Source organism: Myroides odoratimimus (assembly GCF_030326305.1).
Lineage (GTDB): Bacteria > Bacteroidota > Bacteroidia > Flavobacteriales > Flavobacteriaceae > Flavobacterium > Flavobacterium odoratimimum_A.
Genome location: NZ_JACAKB010000006.1, coordinates 126,719 through 143,940, shown reverse-complemented (window position 1 = coordinate 143,940; position 17,222 = coordinate 126,719). Strand labels below are relative to the sequence as shown.

General features: G+C 33.5%; 8 protein-coding genes. 2 read left to right on the top strand and 6 right to left on the bottom strand.

Annotated elements, in window-relative coordinates:
* Positions 1–411: 411 nt before the first annotated feature.
* The 6 genes from HX049_RS06980 to HX049_RS06955 all read right to left on the bottom strand — a co-directional run bounded on the left by HX049_RS06980 (position 412) and on the right by HX049_RS06955 (position 13,684).
* Complete coding sequence (locus HX049_RS06980) at positions 412–2,370, bottom strand: OmpA family protein (protein ID WP_059051639.1); 1,959 nt, start codon at positions 2,368–2,370, stop codon at positions 412–414.
* A 15-nt stretch (positions 2,371–2,385) separates the two neighbouring features.
* The gene (locus tag HX049_RS06975) at positions 2,386–3,318 is read right to left on the bottom strand and encodes a PorP/SprF family type IX secretion system membrane protein (protein WP_006265791.1); all 933 of its coding nucleotides are present in this window, start codon (positions 3,316–3,318) and stop codon (positions 2,386–2,388) included.
* A gap of 10 nt (positions 3,319–3,328) precedes the next feature.
* Positions 3,329–4,576: a gliding motility-associated C-terminal domain-containing protein gene (locus tag HX049_RS06970; protein WP_039330246.1), complete on the bottom strand. Its 1,248-nt coding sequence runs from the start codon at positions 4,574–4,576 to the stop codon at positions 3,329–3,331.
* A 23-nt stretch (positions 4,577–4,599) separates the two neighbouring features.
* Positions 4,600–5,217, bottom strand: coding sequence for a hypothetical protein (locus HX049_RS06965; protein ID WP_039330248.1), 618 nt, complete (start codon positions 5,215–5,217; stop codon positions 4,600–4,602).
* 101 nt (positions 5,218–5,318) lie between these two features.
* The gene (locus tag HX049_RS06960) at positions 5,319–7,454 is read right to left on the bottom strand and encodes a hypothetical protein (protein WP_059051637.1); all 2,136 of its coding nucleotides are present in this window, start codon (positions 7,452–7,454) and stop codon (positions 5,319–5,321) included.
* 32 nt (positions 7,455–7,486) lie between these two features.
* A complete protein-coding gene (locus HX049_RS06955; RefSeq protein WP_286415046.1) occupies positions 7,487–13,684 on the bottom strand; it encodes a DUF11 domain-containing protein in 6,198 nt (2,065 codons plus the stop codon).
* A 1,676-nt stretch (positions 13,685–15,360) separates the two neighbouring features.
* Between HX049_RS06955 and HX049_RS06950 the strand changes: the two genes are divergently transcribed.
* Both HX049_RS06950 and HX049_RS06945 read left to right on the top strand, forming a co-directional pair.
* The gene (locus HX049_RS06950) at positions 15,361–15,531 is read left to right on the top strand and encodes a hypothetical protein (protein ID WP_006258511.1); all 171 of its coding nucleotides are present in this window, start codon (positions 15,361–15,363) and stop codon (positions 15,529–15,531) included.
* A 224-nt stretch (positions 15,532–15,755) separates the two neighbouring features.
* The gene (locus HX049_RS06945) at positions 15,756–17,009 is read left to right on the top strand and encodes a helix-turn-helix domain-containing protein (RefSeq protein WP_059050991.1); all 1,254 of its coding nucleotides are present in this window, start codon (positions 15,756–15,758) and stop codon (positions 17,007–17,009) included.
* Positions 17,010–17,222: the final 213 nt, after the last annotated feature.

Here is a 17,222-nt window from a genome sequence, read left to right as displayed (position 1 = left end):
ACACTTCTTTTTGAAAAAAAGTATAGTGTTTTTTTCCTTAAAAAAAAGCCTCTAAAAAAACATAAACATCTAACTATAAAAACATTAAATATAGAACACTTCAAAAATAGATAATACACGAATACCTCTCTATCCTAGTATATACAAGCCTTTGTCTGAATTCCTTCAACACTTCTTCAACAATACGACAAGATTGCTCTAGTTCAAGCCTGTTTTCTTGAAGAAGTCTTGAAGAGATCTTGTAGCGGTATTGAAGGGAGAGTACTGAAGAATAGAATTACAAAACAACCTCACTCTAATAGGGCTATAGAATCATTCCTTTCTGTCCGTTCTATGACATTTGACTAAAAAAGTAAAAAGCCAGTCTGTCATCACAAACTGGCTTTTTTAAAATTACTAACCGAAACAGTGTTATTCTATATTCAGAATAATAAACTCACTTCTTCTATTTTCTTGATGCTCTTTAATAGTACATGGTACTTTATTAGCACATTTATTAACTAACTGTGATTCTCCATACCCTTTACCCTTGATACGATCTTCTTCTATTCCTTGTTTTACCATCCAAGCTATCGTTGATTTAGCTCTTCGGTCAGACAACTTCATATTATAAGCATCATTACCTCTACTATCTGTATGCGAACGCACATCTATCTTCAGTTTAGGATACATATTAAGCACTTCTACTACCTTCGCTAGCTCTACTGCTGCATCAGGTCGAATAGTCGCTTTATCAAAGTCAAAATAGATAGGATCTAACTTCAATTTCTTAAATAAATCATCATCTTTCTCTATTTTTTCAACTATAGGATCTAGTCCTATATCCACCGTCTTAGATACATTAAACTCTCGTCCTAATACCGTAGATACCTCTGCTGTCAAAAACTTATCTGCACTAGCCTTTAATCTAAACTTATAATTACAGTCTAAAGCTTCTGTAAGATAATATCCCTTCGCATCTGTAGTGATCGTAGCTAGTTCTTTATACGCATTATCATATAATACTACTGTGGCATTCGCTATCGGTTCTTTTGTACTCGTATTGAACACCTTTCCTTCTATCTGCTGCTTACAGTCTACTACTTGGAAGAAATAAATATCATCACTTCCTACTCCTCCCTCACGATTAGAACTGATAAATCCTTTTCTATTTTTATCATTGATATAGAATGCAAAGTCATCTGAAGAACTGTTAATAGGAGCACCTACACTCGCTACCTTACCGAAGGTATTATCCACATTTAGCTTAGCCATATATACGTCTAACCCTCCTAGCCCTGGACGTCCATCTGATGAGAAGTAGAGATAGTTATCCTTAGAGATAAAAGGGAATGTCTCACGCCCTTCTGTATTAATTCTAGCCCCTAAGTTCTCAGGGGTACCATAGCTTCCGTCTTCTTCTATAAAGACTCTATAGATATCAGACTCTCCTAGTGTACCACTTCTATCAGAAGCAAAGTATAACCATCTCTCATCTGGAGATAAAGCAGGATGAGCAGTATTAAAATTATCTGAGTTAAATGGTAACTCTACAGCTTCTGTCCATACTCCATCTTCATTTAAAGTAGATTTATATAACTTCAATAAGATGTAATAATCTTCATTGTGAACTTTCTTTTTCTTCTTAAAGTTATTACTCGTGAAGTACATCGTCTTACCATCTTTAGTAAAAATAGCTGATGCTACGTTGACCTTTGCATTTCCAAACTTATCCAAAGGCTCAGGCTCGCTAAAACTACCGTCTTTACTGATCACCGTACTGTATAGAGTAGTGAATGCTTCATTAGTCCACTTATGTACTCTACCTCCATGTTCTGTTTCTCTAGCAGATGCAAAAACTAATTGGTCTCCTAAGATACTCGATCCATAGTCAGAATACACACTATTAATAGGCAGTACTTTCAGATCATAACGCTGTATCATGGCATTAATCTCCTTTAAGTAAGTATCTTTCTTTTCTTCGAATAATATACCTCTACTGTCGCTCTTCTCTAATTCAGCAAAGCGACTTACATACTCATCTGCCTTTTTATAATCCTCTATAGAACGCAGCGTCTGCGCATATCTATAGTAGTACTCTGATGGTAGTTTATGTCCTTCTTGTTCTGCAAAAATAAATAACTCTTCGTACCACTTATGAGCAGTCTTTAGCTCACCTTTAAAGTAATAAGCATCTGCTAACTTAGTAAGTGTATTAACACTTTTGTACCCTTTATTTATAATTTTCTCATAGATTTCGATCGCATTGACATACTCATAGTAGTCAAAGCTCTTATCCGCTTTTTTCTCCTTACTAGTCTGAGCTACTGCCCCTACCGTTATTAAGAAAAAAGAGGCTATTGAGAAAAACTTAATAACCTTCTTTTTCATACTTTATAGTTTTCGTTAAAAGAATCTTGGTGTATTCATACGAGTGCGATTATTAAACAAATCGAATCTTAGGAATATCTCATGAGATCCAGAGTTGTAATTCGCTAACTTAGTCGTATCTGCATCATAAGAATATCCTACGAATAAGTTATCATTCACTTGGAATCCTGCTAATGCACTAACTGATGCATCCCAACGATATGCTGCTCCTACAGTAAACTTGTCTATAATTAAGAAGTTAGCTGTCAGATCCATCTGTAATGGTGCCCCAGAAACTGCCTTCGCTAAGAAAGCTGGTTTAAACTTCAAACTAGGGTTTAGTTCAAACACATATCCTCCCATTAAGTAGAAGTGCGCTTTCTGACGCATCGTCGTCACCTCGTTATCATCGTAGCGATCTGTAGTCAAAAAGTTAGGTACAGACAATCCTAAATATGACTTCTCAGAATATAGATACAGACCTGCCCCTATATTAGGTGAGAATTGATTATCTATATTCGTCATCGCTACAGGGTCTTTTCCACTATAGATATTAAGACGAGTATAATCTACATTCAGTAAGTTAGCCGTAGCTTTTAAACCAAATGCTAATTTATAGTCTTGATTAACATCGATAGCATACGATAGGTCTACAGAGATATTATTCTCATCCATCGCTCCTATACGATCATTCATATAGTTCACCCCTAATCCTAATCCTGAATCTCCTAGAGGTGTACTCACCGACAGATTAGCTGTCTTAGGCGCTCCATCTAAACCAACCCACTGTGTACGGTAGTTACCGAAAATACTTAGGTTACCTCTAGTACCTGCATAAGCAGGGTTAATATTAGAGGTATTATACATATACTGTGTGTACTGTGGGTCTTGTTGTGCTTGCATTTGTTGTGCTCCTAACAAGGTTAACATACACACACTTATATTTCTTATTGTTCTATTAATTGTCATTCGTAAAATCTTAGTTGTTGTCTAAATGTAGATACCCTGATTTTCTAATTGTATGTGCTTCGCTAGCATTTCTGTATTCATAGCTAATCACATAATAATAAGTTCCTGTAGGTAGTTTCTCTCCAGAGTTAACTGTAACACGTCCATCAGAATACCCTCTGAATACGTTATTATTACTGTCATAATTAGAAGTCTCATAAACCTTCACTCCCCAACGGTTATAGATCTCAACTTTATTATTAGGGAAACGATTAATATTATCAATTAAGAAGAAATCATTCTCTCCATCTCCATTAGGCGTTACTAGATTATAGATCACTACGTCTCCATCTAATATCAAATCTGTATTCACAGTACCTAATGTAAAGAATCCGTATCCACGTACAGATGTAGGTGTAGTCACTGTCTTATTATCGACATCTACGATACCTCCCTCATCTACCCAAAGCTGATCCTTAGCATCCCAACGAAGAATACGTAAGTTCTTCTCTGGAGTCTTTAATAACTCTGCTGGAGTAGTATCTGCATGCCAACCTAATGTCAAGATAACATCGCTCTTCGCATTAGAGTTACGGTCTACTAGCCAATACTCTCTTTCGTTTACTAACTCTACTATACCAGACTTATGCTTATGAGAAGTAAAGAAGTTCTTATCATCTAAATTATACCTCCCTACGAAAATGTCTTTTTCTTCTTTAGGCGCTGTAATCGTAGCGTTTCGATAATACTTCTTATCTCCAATAGGGAACACAAACTCGTTGTTTCCTTCCTTGTCTACAGTTCCTTGGATATAGCTATTATCACTTGCATTAACTGCCGTTGCGTCTTTTAAGAATGTAAATGACCCGTCTTTCTCATCTACATTGACAATACCGTCTTGGAAGTCTACTTTACCCTGTACTACCACATCATTAATAACATTAAATGCAATATTATCCGCTGTGTTATTTAGTACTACATTGTTAAACTTACTGATACTGTTACCTGATACAGTCTGTTGTTTATCACTTTTAAAAATAGTAGTTCCTTGTGCTAGTTTCCCTTTATAATCAAAGAAAGCACCGTTGTTTATAATATCATTATAGACATATAGCGTACCGTTATTTTTAAAGTCCGCCTCATCTGTATTCTCTAAGGCATAATGTGTAGACATTATCCCTTCTGGGCTTACATATAGCCCTCCCTTGTTTACTGTCTGTGCCATAGTAGCTATAGAGCACAAGCCAGAAACTACTAAGAGTGTTCTTTTCTTAACCATAGTGAATCACTTTTACTAGTTAGTTATTTTACCACGAATACGATATTCATGATAGAAGTAGGAGTACCATTACCAATAATCTTGTAAGTCATTACTCCATTATCATCTATAACGATATCTGAAAACACAGCAGAATCAAAGTCTGTAACATAGTAGTATAAATCACTAGCTGCTGGAAAATGAGGAATAACAGCTGGTGCGCTAGTACTCTTTACTGCATTTCCGCTCTGCATAGTGAACTGCTTTTTATACTCTTCGTATAGTTCTTTTGTACCATCTCCAAGAACACTCGTATCAAAAGTGATCGTAGGCATATAGAAGAACTTCACAGCTTTATTGTCTGTTGTTACCATCTGTTGCCATTTCGAACCATCGTTATAATAAAACCCCGGCACAACATCCGCTACAGTAGCTGTATTATACACCGTCATCCCGCTTACGTGAGCACTTAGAGGATTTGCTTTCGTAGTTTCAGTTAACGCAACACGAGGTAAAAGAAGACCTTTATTCTCTGCTTCTAATTCTAAGATAGCATTCGTGTTTACATCTGGGTTAGATTTACCAACAACACCGATCTTAGTCTGAGCAAAACCAGCTGTTGCAAGAAATGATATGGCTATACTTAAATATATTTTTTTCATAATGTGAGTTTGATTTAATAAAAGGGAGAGGCCGTTATTGTGAGTTGGCTTTAGCCTCTCCCTTTCTGAAAAGAATTAATTGTTGTTTGTTGTTTTTTAAATTATGGTTGAGTTGTAGGCTTTACCTCTTTACCTAGGTACTCTACTACAACTTCGTAAGTATCTTTTGGTAAAGCTGTATAGATATTTCCTACACCGATATTAAAGTCGATCTTAGTACCTGATACCACAACATCTTTTGTTGATTCTGTAACTACTACACCTGCTTTTAGTACTTTGATAGATAACACACCATTGATAGCGTTATCACCTGTAGCATTCTCTAATGTTACTCCTTCAGTTCTAGCAGATTCTCCATTTGCTTTAGTACTTCCTTTAGCTAATAATACTTGACGTCCATTATAGATATTCCCTGTGAATACGATATCTCCTTCGTTTGTGATATTATCTCCTAAAGCTTGTTTAATTACCTCTTTATAATCGTTGATAATCTTTAATAAAAATGAAGCTGGTAATTCAATAGGAGTCTTCACTTCTTTACCATTTACAATTTTCATTGTATAGAATACATTATCTGTAGCTGCATCATTATCATGATCACCGAAGTACACGTTACCACCTTGGTTTAAGATATTAGTCAATGCATTCTTCACTTCTTCATTGTTGTTAATAGAAGAGATAATATCTGCCGTCATATTGATGAATTGCTCCCCTTTATCTTCATTATTATACTTATAGAAGATTTCTCCTTTCTTAACATTATCTTGTACTGGTGCTACTACAGCTTCATAGATAGATAATGTCTTATCTGCTGTAGCTTCTGCTCTAAGGATATTAGTCTTAGTTTCTACTGAAGCAACAAGATCTGTTAGGTTGATAGTTTTGTACTCATTTGCAGTATTGTCCCAGTACTGTAGTACCCAATTTGGTTTTGTTGAATCAGTACTGATATTCTTATAGATAACATTACCTTCTGAGAACTGAGTGATGTACTGCAAGTACTCTTCTACAGATGTAAAGTTCATATCTTTTCCTCCTACTTGGATAGTGATATTTCCTTTAGTCGTTAAGATCTCTTCGATATTATTAATCACTCCACCTACTACATCTACATGAATAGCTCCAGCTGGAACTGCAGTCCATTTAGTCACATCTAATTCTCCTCCTCCTACAATATATGCTTCTGATAAATAGTATTGTTTATTTTCATAAGTAACAATAGTAGTTTTAGACTCCGTTTCTGCTACTAAATCACGTAAAACAATAGTCTCATATTTTCCTGTAGCTTTATCATAGTATTGGAATACCCAGTTAGGGTTAGTAGTATCTCCTAAATTTTTATAGATTACATTACCATCAGCAGACTGAGAGATATACTGTAAATACTCTTCTACAGTTGTGAAAGTTTTATCTCCATCTTTTGTAGTTACAGTGATTGTAGTAGGTGCTTCTAAGATTTCTTTGAAGTTGTTTACTACAGTTCCTTTAACGTCAATCTTGATAGCTCCTTTTGTATTTCCATCTAACTTATCAAGTATATCTTTAATCTTAGCTGGATCGGTTTCTTTATCAATAGCTTCTACAATCGTTTTTTCGTTGAAATATACATAGCCAGTTGTTTTACCATTTGCGTCTTTGATGTCTTTAAAGAAAGTATTAGTTTCTACTCCTTGTACCATCTTAGTAATGTCAATCTGATTAGTCGTATACTTTCCATTATCATAAGTCACATAGAACATTTCTTTAGTCTCAGGATTATAAACAATCGTAGTATGCTTTTCAGTAACTACTGGATTTCCTTTATCATCCTTATTATCAGGGTTAGACGGTAATATGTAGTTCACTACTGCTTGAAGATTCTTAACGTCACTTTCTAATTTAGTAGTGATATTCGTAATATTATCACCTAAATTCTTAATTACAGTATCTAACTCTTCTTTCCCTACTATTCTATTCCATTTAGCACCATCCCAGTAGTAAAAACCTGTAGGTACTTGATTCTTTACTTCTGTTTTATTAAATACTAATAAGCTAGTACTCTCAGCAACCTTACCAGCCATTTGGAATTCTGTTGTATTTTTTAATGCAACACGAGGAATCAAAATACCTTTATTTCCTGCCTTAGCTACGATGTCTAATTCTGCAGAAGTAGCAGGGTCCGGCGTACCGATCCCTACTTGTGCGTTTGCGAAATATGTTGTTCCTAATAATACCGCTAATAATGTGATTTTTTTCATATCTTTTTATATATAAATATTGTTGTTTCTAATTATTTGATTTTGTGTGTGATATTCAAGTTTGTCTTGACAGAACAATTTTTCACATTCACTTTAACTGGGATACGTGGCCCTAATGGACAACCACTTCTAACATTCTGAATCCAGATGGTTTGTTCACCTTGTGACAATCCTTTTAAGTAGAATTCGAACGGAGTTACTTCTGTTAATTGGTCTGATCCTGTTTCTGAAGTATATATCTCATATGTAGTACAAGCATCTATCATAGATAACTTTAACATCCCATAATTACATACATCAATGACTTCATCTTCTTTTACTCCTGTACCAATCGTAGGTACAATATTCACATCATAGATACGTGTAAAATCTCCTAATACTCCTACAACACTACCATAAGAGATTTTTACTCTGTCATATGGTTGTTCATCATATGGAGCAACAATAACTTTATGCTTATTACCATACCCTAAACCTAATAACTTAAGTCCTAATACGTCCAATCCTCCTTCTAATTTAGGCCCTACTTTTTTATCACCCAAATAACGTTGGATACTATATCCCTTAATCAATTCTAAACTTAAAATAGGGTTACCTGGAATCTCTGTAATGATATGTAATTCATCACCAGGCATAGCTTGTTGCTTAAATACAACAGTCAATGAAGCTTCATTTAATACTGCTACTCCACGAGATATTAATGCATAAGTATCAGGTTTATTATCAACCGCATTCCAAGGGTTAGTAACTGAGGCAGTAGCACTTGCTACACCTAAACCAAGATCTTGTACCCCATGAAGTACATCTAATACACCTGAGTTTATGTTAGTCGCTACAGGTGCGCAACTAATATTACCTGATTTAGAATAATATACTCCATATACTTTTGAGATTTGAGCAAGACCTAATAAAGAACCTTGAGAAACTCTAACTCCCTTAAATGCTTTTGGTTTACCAGAAGAAGTAGGAACAAATGTATACTCGATCACATTATCTGCTGCTAATAAATCAAGTAGTCCACCTTGTACCGATTTTAACGTTCCAATAGGTTTGTCATTTTCATCTAATCCCTGTACAGATAATCCTCCAGCTAACATTAAACCACTGTATTGTTTTCCTAACTTAATAGTCACAGGTGTTCCTGCAGGCACTACTTCATCAAAATATATGTTTTGCCATGTAGTACCTATTCCTAATAAACCTAACCCTGTTACTATTTCAGAATAAGTAGTAGGATTACCATCTATTGCGTTGGTTTTATTCGCAATTCCCCCAGTTATTATAGATCCCCAAGTTGTCTTGTCCTTTGCATAAACTCTTTCTATCTGAGGAGGACAATTGTTAGAATCTAATACAGTGATAATAATATTCTCCGCTGTAGAACATCCATTTAAGTCTGCTACTACAGTGTAAGTATAAATACCAGGTACAGCAAAAGTGATTTCTGTTTCATTAAATAACTCACCTTTTTCGTTATACCATGTTACTGTTCCATTCTTACTAGTCACTTTAGGTAACTTAATAGCGACATTTACTTTAGTGATAATTCTTTGATCACCTTCGATAGATAATTCAGCTGCTTCTTTTACCTTAACAGTGAAAGCGTCTGACTCTTGAGAATAGCAAATTCCATTAGAAACTATAACACTATAATCCCCTCCAGTATTAACTTCTATCGAATGGCCGAAACGAACTGGTTGTCCTTTTTCATCCTCAGCTTCGATTAATACACCATTAAGGAACCATTGATATTCAGTTGCTCCTTCTATAGTTGATAATGTAGTTAAAGTACCTTCACATATATCAGCTTGAGTACTTGACACAACAGGTTTCGCTGGACTTACTAAAGTTTTAACTTCTACTTCAGCTGGTGTTCCATTAAAACAATACCCAAGTCCCTCTACAGTCACATAAAACTTAGTAGTACTCGCTATAGTTGTTTTGACTTCCTGACCTACTAATGGCATATCTGATAAATCAGCATTCTTATACCATTTAAATATTGGGTTCTTTAAATCTTTAGGGGCTAGATTTGTTAATGCTGCTTTTAATACAAATTCTGTATACGCACATACATCTGCTACCTGTTCTACAACAATGCTATTTTCAAAAATATCGTTACAATTACTAGCTAACTCAAATACAACTTCTTTTGTTTTAATTGTATTATCTGGTAATGTATAGATAGAAATGACCTTATTTGAAATTTTATTTGTTGTAGGTAATCCGATTACTTTAGTTCTAACTACGTAAGTTTCTTTTTGACCTACATTTAACTGAGCGATAACATAACTAATAGTACTGTTCTGAATCACACCTGATCCTACCTCTACAATTTCTATTTCTGAACCTAGAACATTACCTAGAACATCGTTAAGTAAAACATTTCTTAATGCTTTATTCCCTTTATTCTCTACTGAGATAGTATATGTTATCTCATCACCAAGCTGTGCTTGATTACTAATCTTTCCATTACTTGATCCTACTTTAGATAATTCGATATCATAAAGAGGGTCAACAACTAATACAGTGCCCGGTTTTTCGCTTGTATTTGGGGCTTTAGGGTCTTTATTGTCAATAGCTGGATAAGTATTTACTCCTTTATCTGTCTCATCAACTTTTACTACCGCAATATTTCTAATTTGAGAAATCCCTTCTAAATCTGTATTTACTCTAGCTTTAAAACTAAATGTAACTACACCATCTACTACTAAAACATCTTCTTTTTTGAATGTAACTACACCATTACTGTGAGTCCCACCAGAAGTCCATGTTAACCCAGCAGGTAATCTGTCTTCTATTAATAAAGTCGGTACATCAGCAGCACCTACATTTTTAACATGAATAATATACTCTACTTCTTCTCCACCAGTAACTTTTTGAACTGTTGAATCACCATTCACTTTATAAGACTTCCAACTAACAAGATCTTGATTTAAAGATTGACAGCTTCTTTCTACGCTGTATAAATTAATTGGAGGAAACACAGATACATTTAACACACTCTTAAGTCCGATAGATATACGATCGTACTCAACACCAGGTGTGTATGGTAAATTAACTATATCTCCTTTATTAATTAAGTCTAAAACATTAATACCATTAATTAAACCACTAGATAAATCAAGCGTATTAACTACTTTATCTCCTAAATATGCTTTAATCTCTAATCTACCTAACACATTAAGATCTACTCCTCCTGACTCTGTTCTAAATTTGATATTAGTAACATCATCTTTATCAGAAACTGAGTTAAAGAATACCCACTGTTTTACACTTCCTGCCACATTAAGCGTTCCTAAACTAATACGTGAATAGTTAGTCGTATTAGAGTCTATAGCACGCTCTGGATACTCAACACCTGCTCCAGATAAATCATTAACTGTTAAGGCTAATCCAGTAAAGTCAAATGATGTAGCAAAAGCATCAACACAAGAATCAGCATTACCTTCATAACACATATTATACACATTCATAGAAGTAGCTGGGGCTAATATGCCTAATAAACTCTCGTTTCTATCTGTGATCTTAACTGATTTATAATCTTTAGTCGGTGTTATAGCTAAATAAGTGCGTCCTAGCTTATCACTTACCACTCTTATTTCTCCATTTTTGAATGTTGTTGCTATACCTCTACTGTTACCTTCTAACACAACACCATTCTCATCTTTCACTTCTATTTCGAAAAAATGATCACCTAAAACAATATTATTTAATAGTCCACTTACAATGTTACCTAAACTACCTCCTAATAAACCTTTTAATATCCCCTTATCATAATCAAAACGAATATAAGAGGTCGTACCAGCCTTCACAATGTGGTCATAACCAACTTCAACAAAACCAGCTCTTTTATTTCCTCCTAATAAAATTCCCGCATCAGAGTTAATCGTCGCGAATGAATCAAAATTCCCATTAAAAATATTAGAGATATCATCTACATACTTACTTCCTAACAACTCAGTAGCACATATAGAAGAAACAAAAGGGCTTTCGGTCATTGGATCAATACATACATCATTAATACGTTTCACATTATACAAACGAATAGCAGGTGTTACTCCAAGATTAAGTAATGTAACTGTAGAAATCTCAACTCTGTCAAAAGCTTCTACACTTGTATCAAAAACTAAAGACTGAACTCCACCAGACTGCAATAGACCTAATAAATCAAGGTTATTTAATAATCCCTGTTTCAAAGTAAACTCTTGTTTCTTAGTACTACCTAAGTAAGTAGTCACTTTATAAGAACCTAATAAATCTAATGAAAGTACACTATTAGGGTTAAACTGTACTCTCACTTCTAATTTATCACCATTAGAAGATGGTTTAGGAAAGTAAATAACTTGTTTTACTCCTGTACCTACAGCTAGAGTACCAGAACTAATCTCTGAATAATTAGATGAATTACCACTTATAGCATGATAAGGATTCTTAACACCTGCTTCATTTAAACTAGCAATACTCAAATTTAACCCTACTTGATTATATGAAGTAAACTGAGCAGGATAACATGGATCTGAACCAATCTCACGACACATATTATATACCTTTAACATACGTTGTTCTCCTGTTGGTAATCCTGTTACTTTATTGGTTATACGTATACTATTATATTCAGTTGTTGGTGTAACTGCTAAATAATAGCGACCTATCTTATCCTGTACTAGTGATACTACTCCATTAGTAGTTCCTTCAAAACCACTTATACTTGAGCTTTTCGATACAGATACACCATTACTAAAGGCTTCTACTTCAAAATAGTGATCTCCTAACAATAAACCTGCAACACCATCAACTAGCTTGCCTAAAGTTCCTCCTAATAAAGCTTCTAATACATCTTTATCAGAATCAATTCGAATATAGGAAGTTGTATGCGCAGCTACTTTTTGGTTATATGCTAATTCTATCATTCCTGAAGAAGGTAAAGCAGACAATAAAGAACCATTATTAGCATATAAAGTAGCAAATGTTTCATTATTACCATCTATAGCATTTGTAACAAAATCAACATTTTTAAAATCCTTTAAAACTGTAGCACAAGCTGCTATATCAAAAGGAGATTCTGTCGGAGCAGGAACTATAATATTAGGATTAGGGCATTTAGCTGTATCAAAGCGTTCAATATCATAAATACGCAGTCCATCGCTTAACAACCCAACATTTAATGTATTGTTTGCTCTTAGTTCTATTCTGTCAAACGCTTTTCCCGGTGCAAATGTCAAAGTCTTTTTTCCAGGTGTCTTTAATAATCCTAAGAGATTTACACCATTAAGCAACCCTCCTTCTAGAGACTTAGTATATACTTCCTTATCTCCATTATATGCTCTTAATTCGATAGCGCTTAACAAATCTAAACTAAGTAATCCCTTTGGTGACTCTATGGTTAAATTAACAGTAGTAGCTTCATTAGAACTAGTAGGAAAATAAAAAAACTGAGAGATATACCCCCCCACTCCAACATTTACTGCACCATCCCTTTTTAACAAAGAATAAGTATTTTCTTTTCCATCTATAGCTTCATAGAATTTATTTTGTAATAAACCTCCTAATAAATCTATTTCAATACCTGCTGAATCAAATGAAGTTCCTATAGGTCTACTACAGCTCCCTCCATCTTCTTTTACATAATAAGTATCGTAAACATCTAATAACTTATCACCTGTTAAACCCAATAAAGCTGTACTACTATTACCTACAGTCATACGATCAAATGATTGATCTAACTGAAATGCAATCATGTACTCTCCATCCTTATCTTGGATTAATTTAGCCTGTTTAGTTCCAAAACCATCTACTGATTTTACTTCAAGAACTTTATTATTGCCATTATAAGCACTAACATCAAATCTGTGACTTCCTAACAATAGTTCATTCAAAAGGCCTGATAATAATTTACCTACTGAACCACCTAATAAACCATTAAGTAATTCATTGTTTTCCATCCCTATTTTTATATAGGTTTGTTTACCTTTTGGCACTGCATTAGGGAATTTGTACTCTAAGAATCCGCTCTTCTTACCTAGCATTAATGCACCTGGATGTGCATGTAGTGTACCTTTACTTGCCAAATTCCCATCAGTTGCATACCTAGGATTATCAACATTCTTATCACTTATAAGATCTGTTGCATAAATCTTAGTCTGCCCCAAGGACTGTACTAAAGGAACGAACAGGACGAGCAAAAGCAGTAACCTCTTCCATAGAGAAAAAGTAGTTTTTTGTTTCATTTGTTGTTTGTTAATTGTGTTTTATAAAATATTATTATGACCAGACTCCTATTGTGAGTTTAGAGCACAGATCATAATCATTACATTGAAGAGGATGTAAGATTTAAATTACGGGAGTAAAAAAACATCATACATGACTATTGTGAGTTGTCATGTAATGTATTCCAGCTATTGTGAGTTGTGGAATAACAATTAAACGAAGAACTGAATTCGCGAAGAACAATTACTATCGAATAAAAGATTTACTTACCCTATAAGTCTCATCTTAACACCACTTCGTGGCGAAGTTTTCAAAACCTAGTTTCAAAACCTTTTATACTTACTTCTTTCTTATTCCCATACTTACTTTTTCCATAAATGATAAAGATTAATTTATTAAGCTCCACTTCCACTCCACAGTGAAACTTAGAACTTATCTACTCGATAATTACTAATTCCTATGTACTACATCGAAACACAGTTCTCTGCTTGTTGCATTCACAGGCACAAAACGACTAGCTAGATATTAGGCTACAGTTCATAAAATTTACAACTAGTAAATCACTATCTCGCTCTCTACTACTTTCGCAGTACTACATGTGAGTTCTTAATTAGAGCGAAATAACGGATACTACTGATGCTATCTATTTTTATCAACCAATACCAAGTATTCAAATCGTTTTTGCTAATAAACTTCTTCTGTCATCCATAGGAAAACCTAAGGAATCAGATTTATAATAATTCGTTAGTAAGGGAATTTGTTTAGACATATAGCACTATCTCCACTCCTCTAAAAAAACTCCCTCAATTGAATGTACTATTAAAACATCTTGAGGGAGCGTAACAGTTCTCCATTGTCCCCACAAAATCAGAACTGCTAATATTATCTAGATTCATTGGAACTATATCTCTTCCCAAATTCAAAAACAAAATTAGTCACTGCACGAGAGGTAGTGCCTATACTTAAGCATGGTTTTTATCATAAATAGAAGCCCAATACGGTTGTTAATAATCTTAAATTGATACTTTTAAAAAGTTTAAAAAGACGCTCTTAAAAACAATAAACAGCTAAAAAACAGATATTTAAAAACTTAAAATAGTACTAGTACCTAACTAATTTCAACGATTCTAAAAAACAGTATTTACCCATTATTTGTTACACCAAAAAATGTGAAACATCAACAATTCGAATGATACAATGTGATTTTAAAAAATGTAAAATAGTGTCAAAATAGTCTAGGTTACGCTATATATAAAAGATTCTTAAAACCTAAAAAGTCTTAAAATAGAATCGATAATACGATATATGATTTTTATAATAATCTAGATAAATAGTGCAATCAACGTACCTTCAGTAGTTAGAAGTTGACTATTACTTTAATATATTTTACAGAATAATATGTTATAAAACTAAAAGGAAACAGATCACTAAAACACTCTAAAAATTAATACTTTCCTAGCCTAGTCTATATTTAAGATATCATAACTTAAGCTCACTTTTAACAACAGCCTTAGTCTAACTGTTAATAAATGTCATTAGTCTTATAAAACCTTCCTCTATTCGCATAACACACTAATTCACAAATGTCTTAAACAGATAAATAGGGTAATTATTTAACAAAGAACTATACTTTGTTATAGTACATATTACAGCTTTTCACTCTATATTGCTTAGTCAAAACAAAACAACAATAAACATGAGAAAAGAACAACAACAACCTAAAAACAAAGAGGTTACACTAAAATCAATTCTCTTAGATGTATTCAAAATCAAATACATAACACCACCTATTAGAAGCTATACTTCTAAAATATTTAACAATTACAGAAAAGAAGATTTAGAGATCAATATATCTTTTAAGTACTAAAAAACACTTAGTATATCACATATAGTTTGTTTTACGCTAGTATTATTCACCACTCTATCCTTAACTAATACTAACAGTACACTAACTATATAGACTTTCTCACTATCAAAGTCAAAAATTGCTATTATAGAAAAGTACAGATGTCTACTGTTTTGGGCTAAGACAGCAGCTATCCCCTCGTACTCTATTCTATGGTATTGATTATTTATTGTTAAAAAATTAAAATGGATTCGAAAAAAAAACAACAATATACCCATATAGGATTGATTCCTATATCGGTAATACTGAGTTATGTCCTTATAACTTGGCTACTTACTTTATTCATTAATATAAAGGATATAGTACTCACCTACACCTCATATACCCTATTTGATATAGCTCCAAAAATGCTTCAGAATATTGGATTGGGTCAGCTATCTACCTTTCAAAGCACTATAAGCATTAATAACTTCAGCGGTGTACAACTACACCATGAAATGACATCCTATATAGATCTACCTATCAACTATTTTGTATCAGGTATATTCTATGGTATGGCTTTCTTAGGATTAATAGCTAGTTTTATTATCTACCAAATCTTTAAAGAACGTAAGTGGATTAGTTATTTATCTATACAGTTACTTATTACACTTTGTTTTATAACAGGTGATATCCTAAACCTATTTCATATTCATTTACAAGCAGTTGAATCTTTTTTAAAAGCAACTATTCTTTCTTCCTCTATCATTTTTACAGGTATGTTACTATCTACATACTACCCATTCGGAACGAAGAGATTTATGTATAAGAATGAATTAAAATTATATTCTCTTACCTCTATCATAGCCATTGTATTATACTTCTCTAGCTATCTATATGGAGGCAAACATTCAGTAGTATTGGACATTACTGTTTTAGTATTCTTTATTTTTGTACAATTAACTAAAAGGAATTTAAAACACAGAAAGCAATACTATCTTTATGTAGCTTTTTTAATATCATTGTGTATTCTGTTAGGACTGAGCTTTATCAATCTAGAAATAGATGACCCTATCACTATTCAGAATCACGCTATGCCAAACTTAAAGCTATATGTATCAGCGATTATCGTATTGAGTATTATTAATAACTATGTGCTAGTCAGAAAAAACCAAAAACACAATGTACGCAACCGTGTTTTTATGTTTCAATATGTATTAATGCTGAAGAATTACCATAAACTGCTAGTTCATGAAAAGAATACACAAACTCTAAAACAACCTGATACTATTACACTTAAGGATCATCAAGGAGACTTGTCTTATCATTTAAAGAACAATTATAAACTAACGGAGAGAGAAGTAGATGTACTCTACCTCATCTGGGATGGACTGACTAATAAAGAGATAGCACATGAATTGAGTATAACGATAAGTACGACTAAATATCATATTAGTAATATATATCTGAAGTTAAATGTAAACTCGCGTTCACAGGTATTTGCATTAAAAGATTGGTAGCATACTTCAGTTACTTTTCTATTACTAATGTAGCACTTAAAGTAGGGATGAGTCCGTAGTGAGTCCGTTATGAGTCCATACTGACTCCGTTAATTCATACAAAATAACGGACTGAACACGAACTTATTGACCTCTTACTAGTTGTCATCCAAAAGGAAACAGCTAGTCAATATAAATTAAACAAAAACAGACTTGATCATAAATGACAAGTCT